Source organism: Weissella koreensis KACC 15510, assembly GCF_000219805.1.
In the GTDB taxonomy this organism is placed as follows: domain Bacteria; phylum Bacillota; class Bacilli; order Lactobacillales; family Lactobacillaceae; genus Weissella; species Weissella koreensis.
Genome location: NC_015759.1, coordinates 1,122,425 through 1,147,980 on the forward strand (window position 1 = coordinate 1,122,425; position 25,556 = coordinate 1,147,980).

The window sequence follows — 25,556 nt, forward strand, 5'->3', positions numbered from 1 at the left end:
TTTTAAATGGCTGAAGTAACACGTGTCACTCAGACAAAAAAGAACCAACGTTATAATATCTATTTAGATGATGAGTTTGCTTTTGCTGTGGCAGAAAAAATTTTAATACAATTTAATTTGTTCAAGGGGACCAAAGTTGATGATGAATTAAAGGCTACAATTATTGAAGCTGAATATAATCAAAAGGCTTACCAAAAGGCTCTGACTTATGCTGCTAATAGTCTGCATTCCAAGCAACAAGTTCGAACAAAATTACAGCAGGCTGATTTTCCTGTTTCAGTAATTGAACAAGCAATTGAACGTTTAGAACAATTGGATATTATTGATGATCAACAATTTGCGAATGAATATGTTCAAAGTCAGATTCGACGCGGAAAATTAGGTCCACGGGCTATTAAATTTAATTTAAAAAAATATGGGATTGATCAATTTATAATTGAAGATTTACTGGTTGAATATGATGAAACGCTACAAAGGGAGAAGTTATCTGAATTAATAGATCCTTTATTTCAAAAATATCGCCGTGAATCAGCTTTTATGGCAGATCAAAAAGTGACGCAAAAGCTGTATCAAAACGGATTTGATCAACGTCAAATCAAACAAGCGTTACAAGATTATCATGCCGAGACTCCCGTCGATGAAGAACAGGCTCAAGAAAATTTTGAGCGAATGATGGAAAAAACAGCTCAAAAATATCAACATCTTACTGGTTGGGATTATCAAAGTAAGGTTAAGGCAGGAATGTATCGACGAGGCTTTGATCTAAGAAAAGTGGATCAATGGTTAAAAGAGCATCGTTCTGATTAATTTGGTAGTTCAGGTGATGGTTTATCAGACTTAAGCAAAGTTTCTGTTTAACCTAATAATAGGCACAAATAGATACTAAAAAGCTAGTTATATAAACGGTTAAACTAACGATAGCTATAATTAGGTATAACTTAATTCGTGCTTTTTTACGTATAATCTGCGTGGAATTTGTGCTTAATTACGTGCTTAAAAATTATAGATTTGCCCGCTGGCATGTTCGCTTTGACTTAATTGTTGAAGCGATTTTTTAAGGAGTAGTATACAACAATTAGGAGGATGGGTATGGATGTTTTAAAATGGATATTAATGATTACTATTATTTTGCAATATATAATTATGGGATCATATCAAATATGGATTAAATTTCCGCACAAAAGAAGAATAGCCAGAGGAATAATGTATTTTATAACCGGCATTGCACTTGTGGTAGTTATTTATATTTACTTATCAAATAAATCAAATTCAGACGGAATAAAAAATATTATGTCTTCATTAGTTACTTTACTAATTACATTGTTTCCTTTGTTCAACGTAAAGGGTAATGGTATAAGAGATGAAACAAAATGGCGTCAAGACTTAAAATCATGGATTAGTAGTGATTTGGATAAATCGAAAGGTAAAATAGAATTAAGAAGATTATTACGTGGAAGTGTAAGTCCAGAAGCCATCAGATTTGTTTATGTTAATAAAAAACTAAGTTTTAAAAATGCAGAAAAAGAGATAATTAAACCTCGTTTTTGGATGAACCCTAAAAAGGAAGTAGATAATGAAGGTAAAACAATAGGCTACATAGGATCTTGTTTTTGGTGTGAACCTAAATTTAAACCAGAAAATCAACAAACAGAAACTATGAAATATGGCAGAATTTCAGCAATTGATTTATATGTAGCCACTAAAGTATCGGATGACAATATTAGTATGAAAGATTTACTTGATGTCGTATCAGTCCTTTTAAAGTATGACTGGGATTACGCTAATGAAAAGGTACCAATGTTTTATTGGAAATCATCAGATACTACAGAATAAGAATTATTTAGAAGTTTAGTACTGAATTTACTAAGCTTTTTTAATTCCCCCCGCTTATGTTGTAATAAATTAATAAATAATACCGTCTTTTTAAAATACCCCCCCATTATAAAAAATAACAATTCAATGAATTTGGGACACCGAGGTAAAATGTCTCGACTGTCTAAAATATGCTAAAAACGTGTAGGGTGGGGGTAACGTTGTTAAATCATTGATACAATTGAATTTATGCAAAAAAATAAACGTCCAAAACGGGCGTTTTTTAGTTATTTGTGGTCTAAAACGACGGCTAAAAATAGATTGTTTTAATTACGAATAGCTTTAAATTAATCTTTATATCCATTAAGCCACCCTATATAAAAGTTTTCAAAAATTAGATATTTCTATAAGATCATGAACTGTGTGCGCTCCTTTAATATGAAAATATGCGGGGGGAGAGTGTTATATTCTAAAGTCGTATGTGTCTCTGATATTATCCATAATTAATTGAATAGGATCATTCCCTCATCAAAAAAACGACCTAGACTATAACTAGATCGTTTTATCTTATTTCTACTTTGCGACTGCTTTATTAATTTCTACAGCTATCTTTAATAAGTCATGATGATTTCGCACATCCCCACCAGTCTTTTTATAACGTTGGGTGAATTTTTGACGTATTTTGTTAATGTGATTAGGCGTTGTCTTGTAGATTCTAGCAAGTGTATTGGCGGTTAGCTTATCCTTACCGTAGCTTTGATTTAGTATGTCCTGCTCGTCGTCTGTGAGCGTGCTAAAGGTGGTTTCAATATGATTGGTCTGATGTTCTACTAAGTCCCTTACCTGCGTATATATGTCAATTTGGTCTGTATTTAACTTTGGCGTACTAAAGTCACTATCTAATATCATGTTACATAACTTAAACTCAATTGCTAAGCGTCCGCCAAAATAATCGTATAAAGTTGTTGAGAATGCCATAAGTGATACCTCGCAAATATAGTACTGTAGATTAAATCTATTTTCTTAAATCGTGTAATTAGGACTGAGATTATGATACAATTATATCTTAAACGGTTGAGCGTAAGCTTCAAGAATTGTTAGTCGGGGAACTAACCTTTTTTGAAGCTTTTTTAATTTTAGGAGGTATAATGGAATATTTATTATTATTTTTATTGACTATTGTTACGATTGCTCTGGGTAAAATAGGCAAACGCTTTGGACTATCTGAAGTAGTTGGACAATTATTATCTGGGATATTTTTGGGAACAAGTTTTTTAAATATAGTACACCCAAGTAATTTAATTCACTTAATTGCGGAGGTAGGTGTATTTCTATTAATGCTTAATTCAGGACTTGAATCAGATTTAAAAGAGATGAAAAAATATATTAAAGCTTCTTCCACGATCGCCGTGGCGGGGGTATTATTTCCCTTGATAGCTTTTCCAATTACATTTTTATTATTTGGGTATAGTGTTCAGGCATCAATTTTTGCTGGTGTTGTTTTTTCAGCTACGTCAATTTCTATTACGCTAGCAGTGTTGGCTGAACAAAAAAAATTAGCTACTAAAATTGGTGCAATAATTCTTTCAGCCGCTGTTTTGGATGATATTATAGCTTTAGTAGCGGTAACATTGTTTTCAATATTTGTTGGTGGCGGGACACTAGGTATCAATAATTTACTACCCTTATTCGCTTTTGCATTAGGTTTGATTTTGAGAAAGTACGATTTTGCCGAAAGATTGGGTTTTTTGAGCACAAAATCCGGAAATTATTTTTTTTATCCAGTATTTTTTGGATCAATTGGTCTGGAGGTGGCAGTGCAAGATTTAAATAACAAACTACCTGCCATTGTATTATTTAGTTTACTAGCTGTAATTACTAAATTCTATGGTTCTTACGTAGGTGCTAGACTGTCAGGACTTGATACTAATATGGCAAACGCAATTGGATCTGGGATGATATCCAGAGGAGAGATGGCTTTGGTCATTATTCAGATAGGAATATCTTCGAAAATTATTAATGATGATATATCGTCAGAATTTATAGTTGCAGTAATTATTTCAACAATCGTCGCACCAATAATAATGAAGCCATTATTTAAAAAAGTATAGCAAATTGCTAAAGCGATACTTTTTAATAGTTATTGTTTTTCTAGTTTATTGCATAAAAAAGGCTTTTCTGTTAATGGTAAAAGCAACGACAAAAATACATCGTTTCTCTTAATCAACAGTATGGGCGGGGGTCATAATTAAATTATAACTAACCTGTGATAGTTTAAAACTAATTGCGACTTTAAACATATTCAATCAACGTAAAACGTCTTAAATGGGCTTATATTACTTCAAATTAAAACCGTTATATGTTCAACTTTATTGCTGAATGTATAACGGCTTTTTTATGCATATTTGATGTCAACAAATGTCAACATTTTGGTTGCAACGATGTTAGCAAATGTTAGCATTTAATACCAACATTTACCAACATTTTAGACTAACAAATACTAACATTTGTGTGCGTAAATATCGGCTGTTATTAGTCTGATAGTCGCAATCCAATAGGCTTAACAGAGGGGATGAGGTAGCTATAAATACCACTTCAACACTTTTATATTATGTTGCAACCTTTTGGTGTAACCTTGCAACCTTTTTGAATTTAGTTACATTGAATTTGTAACTTTTTGTGTGCATACCTTTTTAGTTTTGTGTGCACACTTTTTATAAATTTAATATTAGGTTTTATTAGGTTTTTATGTCAAGTTATGTCAAGTTTTCAGGTAAGTTTAGTAAGGTCGTAATTTATTCTATGTATCGAGATAGACTGAATTATCAGTCGTACTCGTTTGGTTAATAATTAGTCTTTTATTGCTTTAAATTCAATCAATATTTAATATTATCGTTTATGCGTATATTTTGCATAATATGCACAATTCTCATAAATGAACTAGTCCGGAACTACTTTTTGAACCGCTACGAATAGCTATACATCAGTATGTGAACCAAAAAAGCTACTTTTTGAAAAAAGCCCCTATATAGGTATAGTGTTTATATACTACTTTTAATTTATATGGGTTTTATTGGTTCAGACGTTGGGGGACAACGGTGTAGGGTGGTTCGTTTAGTGGTTCTTTGGTGGTTCGTTTTGGTTCACTTAAATCAATGGAATTTCTTTAATTTTACGATATTTAAAGGTGTCATTATTTTTATTTACACCTAAGCCTTTTAATGCTTTTTGAATATCTTTATTAGTTATTTTTAACTGCCCGCTGTTCTCTTTGGCGTAACGCTTAATAGAATCATTTAAGTAAGTTACATCAATAGTATCTGTTATGTCATCAGTAACAATATAGCGTTGTTTGATGTAATATTCAATGTCTTTACCTTTCTCGACTTCTGGGTTTATCTCTGCGCTTCTGATAGCAAAGAGTTCTTTATCGCCTTTAGGTAGATCGTATCCGTTATTAGCGATATTGGTTACCTCATCAAGTAATAAGTTTAGTATACCACTAGCCTCATCTTGCATAATAGCGGTTAGTTTAACTAGCTCAATCTTTTCTTGTATGGTTTCAACTTCAACTAATGATATTCGGTTCTTAGTTGCTGCTTCGTTAGTAGTAGGTAGGTTATTAGTTGCAATTATTAAACCACCATTGATTTGAATAGCTACTGGCTTAGAAGCTCCCTTCTTCTCTAATGAGATAGGGCTGTTCTTACCACTATAAAAGCGTTTAAGAGTTTCTCCGTCTAGAATAAGTCCTTCTTCGGTTTCATCAATAATATTAATTAATGCCCCGCTAGATTGACCAAACCCTACACGGTTCATATCTTTACTTTTAGGGCTTAAATCAGCTCTGGTCATAGATGTATTGGCGTATGATCCTAGGGCATTAGTAATGGCTTCTAAGAATTGCGTTTTACCATCCCCACCCGAACCTTGAATAATATAAACATCTTTCATAACACCACGGGTATAGATACCGTAAGCGATGTATTTAAATAGTTTGGTAAATGCTTCGCCGTTTGTTGCATGATTTAAGAATAGTTTTTGAAACTTTGGGGCAGTGGCTTTTGGATCGTATGGAGTAGTGACACGAGTATAAATTGCTTCATGAGGTTCTTGCTTTGGTCTGATAGTTCCTCTGGCAACGTCAAAGACAACGTTATTAATACCTTTGGGATTACCTAGGTTAATATAGCCTTTTGGGTTCAATTTACTGCGTCCATTCATAGATTTAATTTTCTTGGCCACAATTTTCTCAACCGCTGATATTTTACGCTCGGTTGTAACTCCCAATGGTTCTAAAAATGTAATTACTTGTTCAGCGTCTGCGATTTGGTACATTTTTAAAAACATGTTGGCCAAGATCGTATCGGCTGTTTTCTCTGGATCTTGTATTTGAATATCTAAGGCTCGGGTAGGATCAAAATTATCTTTTTTTCTTTCCCGTTCTTCATTGCTAAGGCGTTGCTTAACTGCGTCTTTTTGGGATTGACTAAGTTTATTTTCAAGCCCTAACATTTCTTTAGCTTCATCTTGTGTTAGACCTCCGGCAATCAAACCGTTTATTAGTTCGTCATTAATAGGGGATGTCGCTGTATTTTCTGTCATGGCTAGTCCTCTGGATCAATTAAAGTCATAGGTAAATTAATAATTTCATACATATTTCGAGAAGATAAAACATTAGCAACAGAAGCAAGTTCTCGAACGTCAGCAACTACTTTAATTAATTCATTGACCGTACTAAGCTCTTCATAGGTGGGATTAGATGAAATTTGTTTAGGCATAGGATAGTTACCAATTAGTGAAAATATAATACTGTTAACTTGTTCTACCATGGTCACATTGGTTTGTAATGTACTTAAATCATATTGCTTCATTTTAGTATCTCCTTAGTATTCAGGCTTAATATTTTCAGGGTAACGTTCTAATTGTGTTGTTAGATGATCAGATAAAAGTCTCATAGGCATAGTTAACCGTTCAATTTGTTTCATATCGTAATTAATATCTTTTCCGTCTGAATTAGCGAAAATATCGTTTTGAATTTTAATTAAATCTATAATTGCCAAAGCGGTTAGAATTTGTTCAGCGTTATCTATGTTTTTCATTTGACTAGTTCCTTAATATAATTCGTTTAATTGATTGATAAGTGTCTTAAATGCCGTAACTTTATCTTTATCGGATAAATTAGATTGTTCTATAACAGTTGTATTTTTAATTAATTCAGTCATGAATTTATCAGATAGGGTATTAATATCGATCATGTTATTTATCTCCAGTCATTTGGAATTTAAGGGCGGTTTTAAGTCCATTGTTTTCGTGTTTAAGAATATTTTTTTCAGCTTGTAGGTTAGCGATAACTTCATCAGCTTTCTTCTTATAGTTTTCTAAGTCATCAATGCGCCGTGATTGGTTCTTAATAGTCATAACTTGACCTCTTATGATGTCTTCTGTCCGTTCTTCTGAAGTGCGTTTACTAATATCAAACATTATCATCACTTAAACTCCCAACTATTTAAATCAATCTGGGTTAAGGCGTTTTGAATTAAGACCTCACTAGTTATTTGACTACTTGAAACTTTTAATACGCTGGTTCGTTCCTCGTCGTTCTCAATAAGGAATAGTCCACCATTTTGACTGTCTCTGCGTGAGCCAATTGGAATACCATAGTCACGGATCGCAATAGCTTTATACGCTAGGACTGTACGTGGGTCAATTTCAGGCTGGAATAGCTTAGCAATGTAACTAGCTGGCTTAGCATTATCAATGCCACGAGGTATGACGTTAATTAAGTGTTTAATGTGTTCAGGTATATTTGTATCTGTCATGTTTTAACCTCCGTAAATGGCTTGCGTGAGGCAACGAGCGACAGTGTGGGCATGATTGTTTAACTTGAATAAATCGAGTACCATATTATGAATATCAAGATAGAAATCTTGAACGGTCGCTATTTGATAATCGTTATAACCAAAGTTGAAAAGTGTATCTCGGTAAATTTCAGCATATAAGGCAATAACTGGGTGTTTCCAGTCATCACTAGCCTTGTTTAGTCGATTGATTAATTCATTCAATGTCATAGCTTCTCGTAAGTCTGGCATTGATGTAGTTATATATGTTATATTTGTCATTGTAAAAACTCCTTTAATTGGCTTAAATGCTGGTTATAGTAGTGTGTGTTAAGTCTTAACGTGAAGTTGGTAGCTCGGCGTTAAGACTTTTTGTTTGCTCTGATTGAATAGACTTAAGTACGTCATTTTTAACTTGATTGATAAATGTTTCATAGTCGCCAACATCAGCAATTAAGTATATTGACTTACTGTGTTTATTACGTGGTCTTACAAGAGCGTTGACCTCATCTAAATCAAATAACTTATTTGTGCCAATTATTTTAGGGTGTAGCAATCCTTGATTAATATATTTTTTGATAGTAGGGACTGATACATCTACTAACTTAGCAGTTTTCGTTTGGTTGACTGTGATAGCAGGGTAGAGATTTAACACATTAGATTGTGATATACTTTTATTACTCATAAGGTTTTAAGTTCCTTTCCACATATTTATATGTACGCTCCCTAGTTAGTCTCTAGGGGGCTTTTTTTATGCTGGCGGGCAATGCCATATAAATTGGTGTTATTGGTTAGCGATGTCTTCAAAATAATCCATAGTAGCGGTATTCAATTCTTTAACGGCTTCTTGAACACCGTGTTCATCTTGTTTGTTACCAGCTCGAACAACATTAAAGGCAAGATCAACAATGCCGTAACTATCGTTTAATTCTTCTTTTGGGGTGGCCGACTTCTCGGCAGACCCATTTGCTTCACTATCTGGATTGGCATAATCACGAGCAACGTCTTTAATCCAATCAGTGTACTTAAAAGCAGTTTCTAAGTCGTTCTTTTCAATTGCAAGATATAAGCCATTTACTGCTTGATGTAGTCCTAATCCGTCCTCTGATTGAATAGTAGGGGTTGCTACATTGTTAGCAGACCCGTTATTAGATTGTTCTTGTGTCTTCATGGTGTAAATCTCCTGGTGTGTTTGTCGTGTTTAATGTCACGCCTGACAAGCGGGGATGCACATCCCCTAATTTTAATCATTGAACAATTTCTTTTATTTCTTGATATGACTTACCTAATTCAATTAGTCCTGCCATAGTGCTACGGATTAGTTCCATTTGCTTTAATTCATTAGCAGTTAGCCCATCTTGAGCGTCTGTAACGTTTCGTGCTTCTCTGAACTGCTTAGGTGTTAAACCAGTTACAACCATGTAAGCAAGGGTGTGATAGTTAGAAAAGGCATGAGGGTTATCAGGTAGACAATTTTTAATAGTTTCGCCTAAGTCCTTATTAGTTTTATGATTGCGTTCTAACATGATACGAGCATTTGTAAGTTCTTCTCGTTGTTCGTAGAAAGCATGAACAAGGTTCTCTTTGAAAGTGGCAACCGTATCAGTATTATCTAGAAATGTAATTAATAAGGTTGCTTGTGGTTCATTTAAAAAATAATGTTTTGTAGGTCGACCACCTTTTGAGCCTTTTAGAGGTTTACGGATTTCAAATCTCATAACTCCAAATGCTTCTAACTTAGATTTATGATTTCTAATAAGTCTATTAATTGATTCAACTTGAATATTTGTATATTCTGCGATGATTTCTGGCGTGGTATAAATTCCGTCCGTGGGATTGCTGTACATAACTAATTCGTTCATGACGGCTCCTTATTTATTGGATAACTCCTCAATTAAGAAGTTATTAACAGCAGTAAATGTTTTGGAGTGGACGGCAAATGGTGTAGCCTCATCTAAGATAATTTGAATGGTGCTTCTGGAAACTCCAATTTTTAAAGCTAGGCTTGTACGAGTCATACGATTTAATGCTTGTAATTTTAAGAGTTCTTTTTGTTGCTTATCAGTAATAATTGCTTGCATTTTAATTAACCTCTTTAATTTTTGTCTAAGTTCTATACTTTTCTTTTAAGATAATAATCTAGATTCTAGACTTTGTCAACAATCTGGACAAAATGAGTTAAAATATATACAATGATTAGCAAAAGGAGAAAACTTTGACTACTATGAAACAAATAAAAAAAGCGCCTAATCGTATTAGAGAAGAACGCAAAAATAAAAAGATGAACATTGATGATTTGGCGAAATTAATCGGCGTTAGTAGAGCTACAATAAATAATTATGAAACTGGTACTCACGATCCAAAATTGACTACTTGGAAGGCTTTAGCTGATATATTTAATGTTGATATTGGTTATTTGCAGGGCGTTAGTGATTTTAAAAAATCCAAGGAAGTTGTAAAAAAGCATGATGATGAATTGGCAAAAGGATTGGACGAACTAATTCGAAAAAATGCTAGTAAATCTGAACTAGTTGACCTAATAGTAAAGGATTTTAGCAATAAAGATCACACTGTAGCATTTGAGAATGCTGAAAAAGAAGCTGCGAATATAAATTTAGAAGATGAAATAGCTGCATTGTATAAAATGACTGGTAGGGATGTTAGTGGTTATTATATATTAGAAGAAGTTTCTAAGTTAAATTTTGAAGATAGGTACAAAATGCATGAATTAATATCTATTGATACGATAATTAGTGTACTTGTACTTAAATTAAATGAATTTAATGGTTTTAAAAATTGGGATGACGAAAAAATAAAAGAAATATCTTCTGCAAAATTTGATTTGATACTTAAAATAGAGGAATTAACAAATATTAATAAAGAAAATAATTTGGGAATGAAAAAATTAGATAAAATAAAGGATAATTTAGATTAGTAGTCTAACAAGCGTTAGCATAACTACGGTTGTCCAATTAAGGACAACGGTCGTGCCTAAAAAAAGTACGTTCGTTGATGTTGTCGCCACTTGTGGAGATGCTGTGTATTTATAACTACGTACCCACTTATGGGCATGACATAGTTCGTAAATGTTTTGCATTGAACTGAAACAGAACAAAATAGTTTATAAATGTTTCGTATTATTTTTGACGGTTAAAACATCTAAATTCATCCCCTCAAGCAAGTATTTAACGACGGCTTCATAATTTGCAACTGTTAATTATATAAGGAGATTTGGGAGCCCCTAAAAAGGGGATGTCGGTATAATCTACACCCTTATATCTGTGGCACTATTTTAGTTCTTCAGATCGGCAGAGATTTGTACTCATGTATTAAATTGATGGGGTAGCGGTCGGCGACGTCATCAAAGGGGATGTATTATTTAGATAACCCTTGATTATTTATTAAACCCCTCGATTTCGATGGGTTTAAGTGTGTCGGTTCAATCTACTCCCTTGTATCTGTTTTAATTCAGGTCGGTACACATTTGTACTCACGTAAGTCCACATTTGGTCTCACGTCGCTGGCGCAATTTAACGCAGGCAAATATATAGTTAGTTTAATACAAGTAACAAAATATTTATTAAAAAATTATAAAATAGGAGTTTATTTATGAATAAAGAAGATAGTTATAAAAACTTGTTGGAGAAAACTTATTTAGAAGTTGTAGATTTTTTACTTGAAAAATATGGACCAGCAGTGGATTCGTATTATTCGGAGGTTTCTTATAATCGATTTAAAAGAGGAGAAATAAAAGCACCAACAAAAAGAAAAATTTCAAGAACAAGCGAAGGATTGTATTGCCATCATATAGATGAAGACAAACAGATTCTCATATCAAATGCTCGGGCAATTGTAGATTTTAACATTCCTTTTGAATATCAGACTAAAGATAGGTTAGTATATTGTGACCTTGTTGAGCATGCAATTCTACATATTTTAATTGCTATAGAAGATAAAAATAAAATTGATAAATTAAATAACATGCAGTTGGGGATAGAAGGATATACGTTTTATATTCGTCCACAAATTATTAATTGGCTAGTAAAAGAAGAGCGACCTAATATTCAGTGGCAAGTAAATTGTTTTAATAAAATATATATGGATAAAAATACGTCGGAAGAATTTGTTCAACATTTAGATGACTTTTTAATTTCTAGATACCCAATAACTCAAGAAGAAATTGATATTACTTATCAAAAAAGTTTAATTTATTAATGTTTAAACCATGTAAGTACATTACATTATTTCTAAAGTTTAGTAACTATAAATTGGTGCGTAAATGCAATATATGACGTTTATTTAAAAATAAGCGGGACGTTCCCTCAATCTATTTTAAAGAGCTAATTTGCGACTTTGTTTTAAGTTTGAAAGTTAGATTACATATTAATTGATGATAAGAACATTGTTCTTAACGCGACGTAAAAATATTTACCATAGCTTTTAATACTCGATAGGTTTACGCATTTCAAGTGCCAAAACCACTACACATAGAAAAACCTAATCCAATACATAGCTGGCGGGCATGTCTGGAAAAGGACTTAAAAATTATGAGTATTAGAAAACTAAAAAATGGTAAATATCAAGTACGTGTGTACGTTGGGACTGATGAAGTAACTGGTCATACAACATATAAGTATAGGAACACTGACAGTAAAACCAGTGCTATTATGATCGAGAAACAATTAAATGAAGCTATTGAACGTGGCGAGATCGTTATAAAGGAACTAGAACACTTGCAACCACAACCATATACGTTTGAAGAGGCGTATAAAGAGTGGTGGAAGTTTTACGAAAGCCAAAACTTTGCACAATCGACTAAAGATAAAGTGGCACGTCATTTTAAAAATCATCTATTAAAACCTAAGTTATTTGGTAATTTGAGGTTAGATAGGATTATTAGGATTGATATTCAAAATAAAGTAAATAAGTTTATACCTCAATATACACAATCAAAAGAGATGTTAGGATATGCTAAACGTGTATTTAAATACGCAGTGGATAGTGAACATATAATCTGTGATAGCAATCCATTAGAACATATTCAAATGGTAAGGGTTAAAAAAGCTCCACGGCGTGAAGTGCGTTTCTATAACGAAATACAAGCTAAAATGTTTGAACACGGAATAAATGAATATTATCAACGAGGAGATAAATTTCTAGCACTATTTACTGTATTGTTGCGAACTGGTATGCGTGGTGGAGAATTATGTGGCCTTAAATGGAACAATGTAGACTTTGAACGTTGTGAATTGTTGCTTAATGGTCGTATGTCCTTGGATGGACATGGTAAGGATCATTATTTAAAAGGTCTTAAAAATGGGGATGATTTTAGGTACATTGATATTGATGATGTGGTAATTGATAAGTTGAAAGCATGGCATTACGTTCAGGCACAACAGTCAATGTTAAAGGGACAACCTATTAACGATGAAAGTTTTGTATTTGATGTGCTTAGAAACCAAATGTATAGTCAATTTGCATCATTTCTTGAATGGTACAACTGCAACAATACGCAAAAGTTACCATATTTAAATATTCATGGACTTAGACACACACACGCTAGTTTATTAATATCTAGTGGCATGGATTTAAAGAAGGTGTCTGACAGATTAGGGCATAAAGATATAGCTGTCACTGCAAATATATATGCGGAGCTTACGCCAAAGGCTAGAAGAGAAGTAGCGGACGTGTTCAGCAATATTATGGGCGATGTTAAAGAAAATTATTAAGTAAGTTATACCTAATTATTTCAGTTGTTATTAGGTTAGGTTTAAATAAACACGATTTTGACCGTGCTTGTTCGATTGTCGAACTATTTTAAACGTTGGTATTAAGCCATTGATACGTTGACGATATAACTTAAGCAAAGTTTGATTAAGCGTGGTATAATTTTAAACGAAGTTCGTCGCTGTGGCGAAGGAGATAATTAAAGTTATGCGAAATAGTCGACTACCTCGAGAAGGTGACTATATAACGATAAAGAGCTATAAACACGATGGAAGTCTACACCGTACTTGGCGTGAAACCATGGTATTAAAAACCAGTGAGAATGAAATTATTGGGATTAATGATCATACAGTGGTGATTGAAGATGACGGTCGACGTTGGGTAACCCGCGAACCGGCAATTGTTTACTTTCATCGTAAGTATTGGTTTAATATCGTGGCAATGATTCGAGATAATGGAGTGTCATATTATTGTAATTTGGCAAGCCCATTTGTTCTGGATAAAGAAGCGCTGAAGTATATCGATTATGATTTGGATATCAAAGTTTATCCAGATGGTGAAAAGCGGTTACTAGATGCTGATGAATATCAGGCTCATCGTGAAAAATGGAATTATTCCAATGAGGTTGATTTTATTTTGAGTGAGCATGTGAAGATCTTAGTTGATTGGATTCAACAGCAAGAAGGCCCCTTTTCTAAAGGATATGTTGATCTTTGGTATCGACGGTATCAGGAGATTAAAAATCGAGCCCATCGTTAATGTTGGTCTACAACTAAAATATAGTGCATCAAAAATATATTAATAAAAAGGCTAGGAAATTGTCCTGGCCTTTTTATTAATTTGGTTCAAATTTTTTAACTAGTTTTATCTTTAATTTAAACTATAATACAGGAATGTTTTTATCATACTCTATTTATTTATATTTAAATGCGATAAAATTTAATCAAGGATGGTAACCCATGGAAAAAATGGCTTTGTTGCTCCATAAAGTGCGTGCTCTTGCTGGCTACAACTAGCCCAATTTTGATTACCATAATCATAATGCCACCATTCATTTGATAGGTTTGTGAACCCAACCTCAGTCATAATATGATATAGAAGACGGCGATTATCACGTGCTTTTAATTCAGATTGATTGAGTTCAGCTTTTAGCTCGAGATAATTAGTTTTTGAGCTATCATTAAAGTCATCAAATGGAGAGGCCATATCTAACATAACACCTTGATCGTCAACAATTGTTAGATCAATAGATCCACCAGTATTATGGGGAGAAGGTTTTTTTGGATCACGGGAAGGTTGAGCGACCGTTTCTAATGTCTTTTCAATCATCTGATTTTTCGTCCAAGAAGGGTTGGTGCGGGCAATTTTACGTTTAAGAGAGTGAAATAGGGCTGCTTGGGTTGAAACGGAACGCCAAGCATCAAAAATAACTAATTTGTATCCAGCTGGGAGCAAATTAGCTGCTTGAACTAATTTACTTTGAACAGTCTGCCGGGCGTATAATTCTGACATTGCTCCAGAAAGATTTTGGATGAAATAAGCAGGTTGTACAATGATTTTTTCAGGTAAAAGGCCTAATGGAACCAGTGGCTCATTGTTATCTTTGATGTCCGGATCTAAGGCCGTTGACCAGTCCCATTCGGATAGATCGGTTGGAATTTTATTTTGTATATTTTTTCCCATGGTTTCCCTCTTTTGATAAATTTACGGTATAATGTTTTAAACATATTAGCTATTATTATTCTAATACATTCAAGAAGAAAATAGCGGATTAATTTGGAGGAATTTTAAGAATGAGTCAAGAATTTGTTCAACCAATTAACCAAACCGTCCAAGCAATGACGATTGATGGCTTAACTGGATTTCAAAAGAAAATAGCAGGGATCGAAGATTTAGTTTACTTAACCTTTGGTGAACCAGGGTTTAACATTGAAGATTCGATTAAGGATGCTGTTATCGATGGAGTTAAGAATAATCATTCACACTATGCTGTAGCCGAAGGCGATTTAGTCCTCCGTCAAGCTGCTGTAGATAATTATAATGAAAAATTTGATCTAAATTTCCAAGGCCCTGAAAATGTGGTAGTAACCTCAGGAGTCACAGAAGCGATCTATGCATTGTTCCAAACACTTTTGAACCCTGGTGATGGCGTGTTGATTCCAACACCAGCATACCCACCATATTATGCTGCTATCAACATTATTGGTGGAAAAATGTTGAAAGTAGATACTTCACAGAGTGAGTTTAAAATAACTCCTCAAATGGTGGACGATGCAATTGCTAGTGCAGATTTCCCTGTGAAGGTGATTTTGTTTAATTATCCAAGCAACCCAACTGGTGCTACTTATACTGAGACGGAGCTACGTGCATTGGCAGAAACGTTTAAGAAACATCATATTTGGGTTATTTCAGATGAAATTTATGCGGAATTAACTTATGATATTAAGCATGTTTCAATGATGAAGTTATTACCAGAGCAAACAGTTATGATTACTGGTTTGTCAAAATCACATGCCATGACTGGTTATCGAATCGGATTTGTAATTGGAAGTGCTGAAATTATTGCAGAAGTTTCAAAGGTCCATGATACATTAACTTTCGCCTTACCACAGGTTACTCAAGATGGAGCAATTGCAGCTCTAACGCAAGCTAAAGATGCACCAGCTAAGATGCGGAAGGTGTACCAACGTCGTCGGGATTTTGTTGTTGAAAAAATGACCGCTATGGGCTTTAAAGTAGGAAATCCACAAGGAGCATTTTATATTTTTGCACGTATTCCAGAAGATTTTTCAGCTGGAGTGGATGGATTGGATTTTGCATGGGCTTTAGCCACTGAAGGTGGAGTTGGGGTTGCACCAGGAATCGCCTTCTCAGATCAAACGGCTGAATACATTCGTATTTCATATGCTGCTAATGATGACGATTTAGCTTCTGGAATGGAACGAATGGCAGCCTGGATTGATCAAAAAAGGGCCAGTCGGTAAAAGGTAAAAACTTTTATCAACTTGGAAGAGGGAAAATACATGACAAATAAAAAACGATCAACGCGCCAATTAGTTTTAACGGCAATGTTTATGGCCATTATTTTGTTACAGTGTATGGTTCCATGGATGGGATTTATTCCGATTAATCCAATGGTCCGTGTCACAATAATACCTTTTACTGTAGCATTAGGTGGGATGTTATTGGGACCTAAAGTCGGTGGGTTGCTTGGGGCTGTGATGGGACTATATTCGTTTTATCATGCATGGACTTTACCGGTTGGAATTGGATCTTTAATGTTACGAGATCCAATTACAGCACTATTACCACGAATGCTAGTGGGTATTATTATAGGTCTGATTTATTTAAAATGGATCAATAATTCTAAACATAAAACATCCCCTTTTTTGATGTTTATGCTAGGGGCCTTGGCTGCTATCATAAATACAGGATTAGTCATTACACTAACCTGGATTCATTTTAGAATATTTAATACAACGGTGGCTGGTTTGCCTAACCATGTAGGAATTATTTGGATGTTTACTTCGATTGCAGGAGTAAATGTGTTGATTGAAATCGTTGTCGATGGCCTCTTAGGTATGTTGGTCGGCTGGCCAGTTTTACGTTATATGGAAAAGGCTCGATTAGCTAATCATTAAGAAATTAAAATAAAAAACATCTCTTTAGTCCATAAAATGGACTTAGGGATGCTTTTTTTATTGCGTTTAAATAAATATTACTTTTTTTGATCAGCTAAAAGATCACGAATTTCAGCTAACATTTCGACTTCGGGATTAACTACTTCAGGTTCATCCTTAGATTTATCTCTGCGTAACGCTTTATTTAAGAACTTGATGATCAAAAACACTACGAAGGCAGTAATTAAGAAATTAATCACGTCCCCCAAGAAGGCTCCATACTTCAAAACTAAGTTATCTGTAATGGTTAATTTTAAATTGTCCAAACTTGAAACTTGACCAGTAAATAGTCCGATAATTGGGTTAATTAAATTATTAGTTAATGATTTAACTAGACCTGTGAAGGCACCTCCAATAATGACACCAACAGCCAAGTCTAAAACACTACCACGTGAAATAAATTCTTTAAATTCCTTAAGCATTGACCTACTCCTTAAAATTAAATTATTAATTTAATCTTACTAAAGCTCAAATTAACAAACAACTTTTATCATAAATATTAAATATAAATTTAATAAATATGAGAAAAATAAAAAATAAGGGAGAAGAAGAAAGCGTTTCAATTTATTCAAAGTCATCTATAATGATAATAAATGGATATAAGAAGATACGAATATTTTGGAGGGTTTAAAACATGACAACTGATATTGAAATTGCCCAACAGGCTGAAATCTGGCCGATTCAAAAAGTAGCTGAAAAGGTGGGCCTAAGTGAAGATGACTTAGAAATGTATGGTCCTTATAAAGCTAAAATCACATTAAATGAAAAGCAAAAGAAACAAGAACTAGGTAAATTAATTTTGGTGACGGCAATTAGCCCCACTCCGGCAGGGGAAGGTAAATCAACGGTAACGATTGGACTGGCAGATGCTTTAAATTTAACTGATCATCAAACTATGGTAGCGCTACGTGAACCATCAATGGGGCCAGTCATGGGAATGAAAGGTGGTGCCACAGGGGGCGGTTATTCTCAAGTTATTCCAATGGCTGATATTAATTTACATTTCACTGGTGATTTTCATGCTTTAACGATTGCTAATAATACGTTAGCGGCTTTAATCGATAACAGCCTACAAAAAGGTAATCCGTTACAAATTGATTCGCGGAAAATTATTTGGAAGCGTGTTTTAGATGTAAACGATCGGGCATTACGTCATATTACAATTGGTCTGGGTGGACCAACTTCTGGTGTCCCACGTGAAGATGGATTTGATATTACGGCAGCATCCGAATTAATGGCCATTCTGACTTTGTCAACGAGCCTTATGGACCTTAAAGCACGGATCAAAAGAATCGTAGTAGCATACGATATCAATAATAAGCCAGTAACAGTAGATGATTTGGGAGTGGCTGGAGCTTTAACGGTAATGTTGAAAGATGCAATTAAGCCTAATTTAGTTCAAAGTTTGGGTCACACGCCGACTTTGATTCATGGAGGACCTTTTGCCAATATTGCTCAAGGGACTAATTCGCTTTTGGCGACTAAAACGGCCTTACGATTATCTGATTATGTTGTGACTGAAGCTGGATTTGGTTCTGATTTAGGGGGTGAAAAATTCCTTGATGTTAAGGTACCGCTTCTAGGAAAAACTCCCGATACGATTGTTATAGTGGCAACAGTTAGGGCTTTAAAATACAATGGTGGGCAGAGTTTAGATACTTTAACCCAACCAAATTTGGAAATGTTGGAAGCTGGTTTGGCTAATTTAGGTCAACATCTAAAGGCAATGCAACGTTATCAGACTCCAGTGATCGTAGCAATTAACCGCTTTACCGATGATACTGAAGCAGAATTAGATTTGATAAAGAACTTTGTGCAAAATCATCAAGCACAAGCTGTGGTAGCAGATGTTTGGGGGCAAGGAGGGTCTGGAGCGATTGAATTAGCGCAGACCGTAGCAGCAGCGACAGAAACTGAGAGTGCATTTAAACCACTTTATGCATCAGAGGATACTTTTGAAGAAAAAATTGAAAAATTAGTTACTGAGATTTATGGCGGTGTTGATTATGAATTATCTGATCAAGCACAAAAACAACTTCAACAATTTAAGCAACTGGGTTGGGATAAAATGCCGATTGTAATGGCTAAAACCCAGTATTCTCTATCAGATAATCCAAAGGCACTCGGAGCACCGAAAAACTTTAAAATTCATGTCCGTGAATTAGTTCCAAAACTAGGAGCTGGTTTTATTGTAGCTTTGACAGGATCAATTTTAACGATGCCAGGTCTTCCAAAAGTACCTGCAGCTAATCGGATTGATATTGATGAAAATGGTGTGATTACTGGTTTAGATTAGCCATATCATTTCTATTGTCAATTTAAAATGATATCAAAATTAATTTCTAAGAACTGAAGCATATTGATAATTTGGTAGTGGAAATTATGATTTGACGATCATAGTAAATTTAAGGGGTAGGTCTAGATGAAGGTTGAAGCAATTAAAGATTATGTCCGTGAAATTACAAGCCAAGAATTTTCGGGACATGACTATCTACACTTAGAGCGGGTGTTACAAAATGCTGAATTATTAATGCAGTCAGAAGAGGGCTTTAAACGAGATGTAATTGTGACTGCGGTTTTGTTACATGATTTAATTGATGAAAAATTAACGAATAATATCAATGAAATGATTGATGAAATACGTATTAAAATGCGGGAATGGGGATTGGCAGATGATGAGCGGGCAGAAGTTTTAGATATTATTACACATATGTCATTTGCTAAAAATTTGGAACAACATCATGTGCTGAATTTAGATGGTGAAATTGTTCAAGATGCTGACCGCCTGGACGCACTAGGGGCGATTGGGATTGGAAGAGCTTTTACTTATGGAGGGCATGCCAATAACTTGATGTATAATCCCAATGAAGCAGTACGAGAAAATATGACCAGTGCGGAATACCGGCAGCACAGTACAGTGATAAATCATTTTCATGAAAAGCTGTTAAAGTTAGAAGGCGAAATGAATACAGCAACGGCTAAAAAACTTGCTGCCCGGCGGACTGCTTTTATGCGTTTCTATCTTGATGAATTTACAGCTGAGATTAACGGGGATAAGTAATCGGTTACAAAACTATGATTTAATTCTGGATTTGGTTGAAAAAATTATCCAATGTGGTATTATAGTAAGTGTTGATTAGCACTAAACAACAATGAGTGCTAAAAATAAAGGAGGAAATCATATCATGTTAAAGCCATTAGGAGATCGGGTTTTATTACAGGTCAATGATGAAAAAGAACAAACAGTCGGTAGTATCGTTATCGCTTCAAATGCGCAAGAAAAATCTGCTACTGGAACAGTAGTGGCAGTTTCTGAAACTACAGTTGGTGATTTGGAAGCTCCTAAGTCCGTTAAAATTGGGGATGAAGTGATTTATGACCAATATGCCGGTAAAGAAATTAAAAATGATGGTGAAACATATTTGGTTTTGCACGAACGCGATATCATGGCCATCCTATAAAAACATTAAATTAGAAGTAAAAATTCAATAATAATAAGTAAGGAGATTTATCAAATGGCAAAAGAATTGAAATTTTCTGAAGATGCGCGAGCAAAGATGAAGGCCGGAGTTGATCAATTAGCGGACACCGTTAAAACAACAATTGGTCCCAAGGGCCGTAATGTTGTGATTGAGCAAAGTTATGGTGCTCCAACGATCACAAATGATGGAGTAACGATTGCTAAGTCTATTGAATTAGAAGATCATTTTGAAGACATGGGAGCTAAGCTAGTCGCTGAAGTTGCTTCTAAGACCAACGACATTGCTGGTGATGGAACAACTACTGCGACTGTATTGGCTCAAGCTATCATCAACGAAGGCTTGAAGAATGTTACTGCCGGGGCTAATCCAGTTGGGGTTCGCCGCGGAATTGAATTAGCTACGAATGCTGCTGTTCAATCTTTGCATGATATGTCAAAGACGGTTTCAACTAAAGAAGAAATTGCTCAAATTGCCTCAATTTCAGCTGCTAACGAAGAAGTTGGTGCTTTGATTGCGGAAGCAATGGACAAAGTTGGTCATGATGGTGTTATTACCATTGAAGAATCTAAGGGAATTGAAACTACTTTGGATGTCGTTGAAGGAATGCAATTTGACCGTGGTTACATGTCACAATACATGGTGACAGATAATGAGAAGATGGAAGCTAACTTAGATAATCCATTTATTATGATCACAGATAAGAAGATTGGAAACATTCAAGATATTCTTCCTGTTTTGCAACAAGTTGTAGAGCAAGGACGTTCACTTTTGATCGTTGCTGATGATATTACAGGTGAAGCTTTGCCAACCTTGGTTTTGAATAAGATGCGTGGAACCTTTAATGTCGTGGCTGTTAAGGCACCAGGATTTGGTGACCGTCGCAAGGCAATGCTAGAAGACTTAGCTGTTTTGACAGGTGGAACGGTTATTACTGACGAACTTGGTTTGAATTTGAAGGACGTTACCATCGAAAACTTAGGTCAAGCAGCTAAGGTTACAGTTACGAAAGATAGTACGACAGTAGTTGAAGGCGCTGGTGATAAACAATTACTTAGTGAACGTGTCGCTTTAATCAAGGGTCAGATTGAGGAAACTACTTCTGACTTTGATCGTGAGAAGTTACAAGAACGTCTAGCTAAATTAGCTGGTGGTGTTGCTGTGATTAATGTTGGAGCAGCAACTGAGACAGAATTGAAGGAACGTAAGTACCGGATTGAAGACGCCTTAAATGCTACTCGTGCGGCGGTTGAAGAAGGCTTTGTTGCTGGTGGTGGAACCGCATTAGTTAATGCTATTCCAGCTGTTTCAGCTTTAACTGCCGAAGGTGATGTTCAAACTGGAATCAATATTGTTGAACGTGCCTTAGAAGCACCTGTTCGTCAAATCGCTGAAAATGCTGGTTTGGAAGGTTCAGTTATTGTTAATAAGTTGAAGGAACAAACATTAGGAACTGGTTATAATGCTGCTGATGATACTTGGGTAGATATGATTGATGCTGGAATTGTGGACCCAACTAAGGTTACTCGTTCAGCATTACAAAATGCCGCTTCAGTCTCAGCCCTATTGTTGACAACTGAAGCTGTCGTTGCTGAGCAACCAAAGGATGAAACAGTTATGCCAGCTGCGCCACAAGGTGGCATGAACGGTATGATGTAGAAAAATTTAAATTAAATTTATTTTCAAAGAGGTTGGGGGATTTTCATCTCAGCCTCTTTTTTGTATTATGAATAAAGAATTTAAATTAAATTTATTTCAAGTAAATAAATATTAGCTTGAGGCTTTTGAGAAGACAATTTGAGATTATCAAGAGGATTGATTAATAGTAGGAAATCAATGTGGTAAAATGGAGTTTAATATAAAAGCTAGATTAATTTTGCAATCGCAAACAATGGTCTGAGATAAGGAATTTTAAAATGCAGCTAACTGGAAATGAAGTAATAGAAGCCTTGAAAAATGAAGAAATTGAACATAAAGTTTGGACGGCGGAAGATCAAACTTTGATTAACTTAGACCCCTTATTTTTATTTTTAGAACAAAAAATTAATGAAAATAAACTAGTCAGTGGAGAAATAATAATTAGCGGAGATGAACCTATTCATTTAAGTGTTGAAACCAATGTGATTAACTTACCACTTCGTTATGTGAACCAAATTAGTAAGATCATTATTAATGATCCTGAGACAGATGTGAACGTATATATGTTTGTGGATCATCCTGATGTTACACGTTCAGGGATGCGAATTGAATTAGCAGCTTCAGTTCAATCATTCTTAGATGATCGAGAATCAGTGATGAGTAAAATTTCACTCTTTTTTGATCGTGAAATTCAGAATATTAGTAAAAATCAAGCAGAAAAAGATGAACAAGCGGAAGTTGAAGGGTCAGCTAAGATTGAGAAAAAGGATTAGAGGAAGCAAATATGCGTTTAAAAAAATTAAAATGGATTTTAGCGCTTGTTGTTAGTGTTATCTTTTTTGCTTTAATCATGCCGATTTTTAATTTACCAGTTGGGGTTAGAAATACACAAATTACCTTTGGAATGGCTTGGCTGTCATTAGTGACAGCAGTATTTGGTCCAATTTTTGGTCTTTTGATGGGGTTATTAGGCCACGCGCTACAAGACTATTCATTATTAGGAAATGCCTGGTGGTCATGGGTAATTGCGGATGGTTTATTTGGATTATTGCTTGGTTTGGTTACGCAACGACTACAATTAATCTTTAGTCCGTTAAGCTGGCATAAGGTTATAACATTTAACATTTGGCAAGGCTTGGCTAATCTAATTGCTTGGGTGATAATTGCCCCACTAGGAGATATTTTAATTTATGGTTCCAAAGCTAAATTAGTCTTTAAACAAGGGTTGTATGCTGGCATTGCTAACTTCTTCGTCATTGCTGTTTTTGGAACAATATTAATTATCATTACTAATTATTTGATCAAACTTTTTAAGATATCAAGAAAATAAAAGGGAAGGTAATATGATGCAGGAAATCATTGAATTATCAGAAACATTGGCCAATCAGATTGCAGCAGGGGAAGTGATTGAACGGCCTGCATCAGTAGTGAAAGAGTTAGTGGAAAATGCGATTGATTCTGGAGCACACAAAATTGATATTTTAATTGAAGCGGCCGGGGTTCAGTCAATTGAAGTGATAGATGACGGTCAAGGAATTCCAACTGATCAATTAGAGCGAGCTTTTTTACGACATGCTACTTCTAAAATTCAGACGAAGCAGGATTTATTTCAAATCCATTCCTTAGGATTTCGGGGGGAGGCTTTACCCTCGATTGCCTCAGTTGCCGATGTCTTTTTAGAAACGGCAGTGGTTGATGCTACTTCTGGAGCCATGATTCATATAAAAGGAAATAAAATTATAGAAAAAAAGGGATCTGGAGCACGGCGGGGGACTAAAATTAAAGTTAGTGATTTGTTTTTTAATACGCCAGCTCGGCTGAAATATCTTAAATCACAATCAACGGAACTCGCTAAAATTGTTGATATTATCAATCGATTAGCTTTTAGTTATCCCGCAATTGCTTTTAATCTAGTTCATAATCAGAAACAGTTAACGCAAACGGTAGGAAACGGGAATTTACAACAAGTAATCAGTTCTGTGTATGGGTTAAGTGTGGCTCGTGATATGGTTACCATTGATGATCATGATGCTGACTTTAAAGTACAAGGCTGGATTTCTAAACCGGAATTAACTCGTTCAAATCGATCTTATATTAGTTTGTTAATTAATGGTCGCTATGTGCATAATTTTAATTTAGCGAAAGCTTTAATTAAAGGTTATGGAACTCGCTTAATGGTGGGCCGTTTTCCAATGGCGGTGTTGAAAATTGAATTAGATCCAAGCCTAGTGGACGTTAACGTGCATCCGCAAAAATTTGAGGTTCGAATTAGTAAAGAAGATAAATTATTAGCGCTGATAGAAAAAATGGTCGCTGAGGCTTTTGATAATGTTAATTTAATTCCCAATGCAACTGAAAATTTAATTGAATCCTCAGTTAAGAAGAATTATGATGGGCAACCTGAAAAAAGCTTTATTCAACAATTAAATACTGTCTCTAAGAATAAGCAAGTTCAAAATCAAAATCAACGGGTGAATTTAAGCGTAGATGGATTATTGGATTCCCAAAAAGCTAATGGATTATCAGAAAATCAAGACATTCAGTCATTCCATGAAGAGAGACAGATTACCCCGATTGTGGTAGAACATCTGGGCGACTTAAACGAAGCAACGGTTGAAGCGTTTGAACAAAAGTATCAGCAAGAATCGAAAGCAAATCCATTTGGACTTGATAGCTCGACTGTAATTGCAGGAGAACAGACACAACTTACTTTAGACCATGAAACAGAATCAACGTCAGAATTGGCCGGATTTCCAAAATTAGAATATCTAAGCCAATTACATGGTACCTTTTTATTTGCTCAAGGTTCAGATGGATTATATTTAATTGATCAGCATGCTGCTCAAGAACGGGTTAAATATGAATACTATCAAGCAACGCTAGCGAAACATGATTTAGAACAGCAAAAGATGCTAGTTCCATTGGTTTTTGAGTTTACAACGGTCGAAATGTTGGAGCTAGAGAGTCAGGCTGAGACGTTAAGGGAGCTAGGGCTGCATTTGGAAAATTTTGGTCCCAATACGCTTATTTTACGTGAGCATCCGGGCTGGTTCCCGGCGGGGCAAGAAGCTGATACGGTGCATGAAATGGTCGATTGGTTATTGCGTGAGGGAGGATTAACCTTACAACAATTCCGTGAAAAGACAGCCATTATGATGGCGTGCAAACGTTCAATTAAGGCGAATTGGAAGTTGAATGCTATTGAAGCACAAAATTTAATTGATCAGTTAGCTCAAACTAAAAACCCTTATAATTGTCCGCATGGTCGACCAGTGGTGATTAATTTTAAGGAAACTGATTTGGAAAAAATGTTTAAACGGATTCAAGATAGCCATGAAAATTGGGTTGAATATGATAACCACCCATTCTAAATAGGAAAA

At 34.9% G+C, this 25,556-nt stretch carries 30 protein-coding genes; 16 read left to right on the forward strand and 14 right to left on the reverse strand.

Annotated elements, in window-relative coordinates; all coding sequences use genetic code 11:
- Positions 1-6: 6 nt before the first annotated feature.
- Positions 7-807 (forward strand): RecX family transcriptional regulator, encoded by an 801-nt coding sequence (locus tag WKK_RS05405; protein ID WP_013989704.1) that lies wholly within the window; start codon positions 7-9, stop codon positions 805-807.
- A 282-nt stretch (positions 808-1,089) separates the two neighbouring features.
- The gene (locus tag WKK_RS05410) at positions 1,090-1,833 is read left to right on the forward strand and encodes a hypothetical protein (RefSeq protein ID WP_013989705.1); all 744 of its coding nucleotides are present in this window, start codon (positions 1,090-1,092) and stop codon (positions 1,831-1,833) included.
- Between the two features lie 552 nt (positions 1,834-2,385).
- Here the strand turns inward: WKK_RS05410 and WKK_RS05415 are convergent.
- On the reverse strand, positions 2,386-2,790 hold the full coding sequence (locus WKK_RS05415; protein WP_013989706.1) for a hypothetical protein: 405 nt from the start codon (positions 2,788-2,790) through the stop codon (positions 2,386-2,388).
- A gap of 170 nt (positions 2,791-2,960) precedes the next feature.
- Here WKK_RS05415 and WKK_RS05420 point away from each other — a divergent pair, with 170 nt between their 5' ends.
- The gene (locus WKK_RS05420; protein WP_013989707.1) at positions 2,961-3,923 is read left to right on the forward strand and encodes a cation:proton antiporter; all 963 of its coding nucleotides are present in this window, start codon (positions 2,961-2,963) and stop codon (positions 3,921-3,923) included.
- Between the two features lie 1,036 nt (positions 3,924-4,959).
- Here WKK_RS05420 and WKK_RS05425 read toward each other — a convergent pair.
- From WKK_RS05425 to WKK_RS05470, 11 genes are all read right to left on the reverse strand, one after another.
- Positions 4,960-6,417, reverse strand: a complete 1,458-nt coding sequence (locus tag WKK_RS05425) for a DUF5906 domain-containing protein (protein ID WP_013989708.1) — start codon at positions 6,415-6,417, stop codon at positions 4,960-4,962.
- A gap of 2 nt (positions 6,418-6,419) precedes the next feature.
- A complete protein-coding gene (locus tag WKK_RS05430; RefSeq protein WP_013989709.1) occupies positions 6,420-6,686 on the reverse strand; it encodes a hypothetical protein in 267 nt (88 codons plus the stop codon).
- 12 nt (positions 6,687-6,698) lie between these two features.
- A complete protein-coding gene (locus WKK_RS05435) occupies positions 6,699-6,914 on the reverse strand; it encodes a hypothetical protein (protein WP_013989710.1) in 216 nt (71 codons plus the stop codon).
- A gap of 12 nt (positions 6,915-6,926) precedes the next feature.
- A complete protein-coding gene (locus tag WKK_RS07215; RefSeq protein ID WP_013989711.1) occupies positions 6,927-7,070 on the reverse strand; it encodes a hypothetical protein in 144 nt (47 codons plus the stop codon).
- Between the two features lies 1 nt (position 7,071).
- Positions 7,072-7,302 (reverse strand): hypothetical protein, encoded by a 231-nt coding sequence (locus WKK_RS05440; RefSeq protein ID WP_013989712.1) that lies wholly within the window; start codon positions 7,300-7,302, stop codon positions 7,072-7,074.
- Positions 7,302-7,634: a hypothetical protein gene (locus WKK_RS05445; protein ID WP_013989713.1), complete on the reverse strand. Its 333-nt coding sequence runs from the start codon at positions 7,632-7,634 to the stop codon at positions 7,302-7,304. Before WKK_RS05445 ends, WKK_RS05440 begins: the two co-directional genes overlap by 1 nt.
- Positions 7,635-7,637: 3 nt before the next feature.
- Positions 7,638-7,934 carry a hypothetical protein gene (locus WKK_RS05450; RefSeq protein ID WP_013989714.1) on the reverse strand — a complete coding sequence of 99 codons (297 nt, stop codon included), beginning with the start codon at positions 7,932-7,934 and terminating at the stop codon, positions 7,638-7,640.
- 55 nt (positions 7,935-7,989) lie between these two features.
- Complete coding sequence (locus WKK_RS05455; protein WP_013989715.1) at positions 7,990-8,337, reverse strand: helix-turn-helix domain-containing protein; 348 nt, start codon at positions 8,335-8,337, stop codon at positions 7,990-7,992.
- 99 nt (positions 8,338-8,436) lie between these two features.
- Positions 8,437-8,823: a hypothetical protein gene (locus WKK_RS05460; protein ID WP_013989716.1), complete on the reverse strand. Its 387-nt coding sequence runs from the start codon at positions 8,821-8,823 to the stop codon at positions 8,437-8,439.
- Between the two features lie 76 nt (positions 8,824-8,899).
- Positions 8,900-9,499, reverse strand: a complete 600-nt coding sequence (locus WKK_RS05465) for a Rha family transcriptional regulator (RefSeq protein WP_158306225.1) — start codon at positions 9,497-9,499, stop codon at positions 8,900-8,902.
- Between the two features lie 24 nt (positions 9,500-9,523).
- Entirely contained in the window at positions 9,524-9,733 is a 210-nt protein-coding gene (locus WKK_RS05470) for a helix-turn-helix domain-containing protein (protein WP_013989718.1), read from the reverse strand.
- A 143-nt stretch (positions 9,734-9,876) separates the two neighbouring features.
- Between WKK_RS05470 and WKK_RS07010 the strand changes: the two genes are divergently transcribed.
- The 4 genes from WKK_RS07010 to ntdP all read left to right on the forward strand — a co-directional run bounded on the left by WKK_RS07010 (position 9,877) and on the right by ntdP (position 14,138).
- Positions 9,877-10,587, forward strand: a complete 711-nt coding sequence (locus WKK_RS07010) for a helix-turn-helix domain-containing protein (RefSeq protein ID WP_013989719.1) — start codon at positions 9,877-9,879, stop codon at positions 10,585-10,587.
- Between the two features lie 674 nt (positions 10,588-11,261).
- A complete protein-coding gene (locus WKK_RS05480; RefSeq protein ID WP_013989720.1) occupies positions 11,262-11,867 on the forward strand; it encodes an SAV1803-related protein in 606 nt (201 codons plus the stop codon).
- Positions 11,868-12,199: 332 nt separating this feature from the next.
- Positions 12,200-13,381: a site-specific integrase gene (locus tag WKK_RS05485; RefSeq protein WP_013989721.1), complete on the forward strand. Its 1,182-nt coding sequence runs from the start codon at positions 12,200-12,202 to the stop codon at positions 13,379-13,381.
- A 205-nt stretch (positions 13,382-13,586) separates the two neighbouring features.
- Positions 13,587-14,138, forward strand: coding sequence for a nucleoside tri-diphosphate phosphatase (gene ntdP / locus WKK_RS05490; protein ID WP_006845115.1), 552 nt, complete (start codon positions 13,587-13,589; stop codon positions 14,136-14,138).
- Between the two features lie 180 nt (positions 14,139-14,318).
- On the opposite strand, the gene WKK_RS05495 is transcribed toward ntdP, so the two are convergent.
- Entirely contained in the window at positions 14,319-15,062 is a 744-nt protein-coding gene (locus WKK_RS05495) for a M15 family metallopeptidase (protein WP_006845116.1), read from the reverse strand.
- A 110-nt stretch (positions 15,063-15,172) separates the two neighbouring features.
- Between WKK_RS05495 and WKK_RS05500 the strand changes: the two genes are divergently transcribed.
- A complete protein-coding gene (locus tag WKK_RS05500) occupies positions 15,173-16,363 on the forward strand; it encodes an aminotransferase class I/II-fold pyridoxal phosphate-dependent enzyme (RefSeq protein WP_013989722.1) in 1,191 nt (396 codons plus the stop codon).
- Between the two features lie 39 nt (positions 16,364-16,402).
- Positions 16,403-17,020, forward strand: a complete 618-nt coding sequence (locus WKK_RS05505; protein WP_013989723.1) for an ECF transporter S component — start codon at positions 16,403-16,405, stop codon at positions 17,018-17,020.
- A gap of 77 nt (positions 17,021-17,097) precedes the next feature.
- Here the strand turns inward: WKK_RS05505 and mscL are convergent, their stop codons facing one another.
- Positions 17,098-17,481, reverse strand: coding sequence for a large-conductance mechanosensitive channel protein MscL (gene mscL, locus WKK_RS05510; protein WP_013989724.1), 384 nt, complete (start codon positions 17,479-17,481; stop codon positions 17,098-17,100).
- Positions 17,482-17,693: 212 nt separating this feature from the next.
- Between mscL and WKK_RS05515 the strand changes: the two genes are divergently transcribed.
- The 7 genes from WKK_RS05515 to mutL all read left to right on the forward strand — a co-directional run bounded on the left by WKK_RS05515 (position 17,694) and on the right by mutL (position 25,547).
- On the forward strand, positions 17,694-19,355 hold the full coding sequence (locus WKK_RS05515) for a formate--tetrahydrofolate ligase (protein WP_013989725.1): 1,662 nt from the start codon (positions 17,694-17,696) through the stop codon (positions 19,353-19,355).
- Between the two features lie 126 nt (positions 19,356-19,481).
- On the forward strand, positions 19,482-20,120 hold the full coding sequence (locus WKK_RS05520) for an HD domain-containing protein (RefSeq protein WP_013989726.1): 639 nt from the start codon (positions 19,482-19,484) through the stop codon (positions 20,118-20,120).
- Between the two features lie 124 nt (positions 20,121-20,244).
- Complete coding sequence (locus tag WKK_RS05525; RefSeq protein ID WP_006845122.1) at positions 20,245-20,520, forward strand: co-chaperone GroES; 276 nt, start codon at positions 20,245-20,247, stop codon at positions 20,518-20,520.
- Positions 20,521-20,574: 54 nt separating this feature from the next.
- Positions 20,575-22,197 (forward strand): chaperonin GroEL, encoded by a 1,623-nt coding sequence (gene groL, locus WKK_RS05530; RefSeq protein ID WP_006845123.1) that lies wholly within the window; start codon positions 20,575-20,577, stop codon positions 22,195-22,197.
- A 257-nt stretch (positions 22,198-22,454) separates the two neighbouring features.
- A complete protein-coding gene (locus WKK_RS05535; protein WP_013989727.1) occupies positions 22,455-22,949 on the forward strand; it encodes a hypothetical protein in 495 nt (164 codons plus the stop codon).
- 11 nt (positions 22,950-22,960) lie between these two features.
- Positions 22,961-23,506: an ECF-type riboflavin transporter substrate-binding protein gene (locus tag WKK_RS05540; protein ID WP_013989728.1), complete on the forward strand. Its 546-nt coding sequence runs from the start codon at positions 22,961-22,963 to the stop codon at positions 23,504-23,506.
- 16 nt (positions 23,507-23,522) lie between these two features.
- Positions 23,523-25,547, forward strand: a complete 2,025-nt coding sequence (gene mutL / locus WKK_RS05545; protein ID WP_013989729.1) for a DNA mismatch repair endonuclease MutL — start codon at positions 23,523-23,525, stop codon at positions 25,545-25,547.
- Positions 25,548-25,556: the final 9 nt, after the last annotated feature.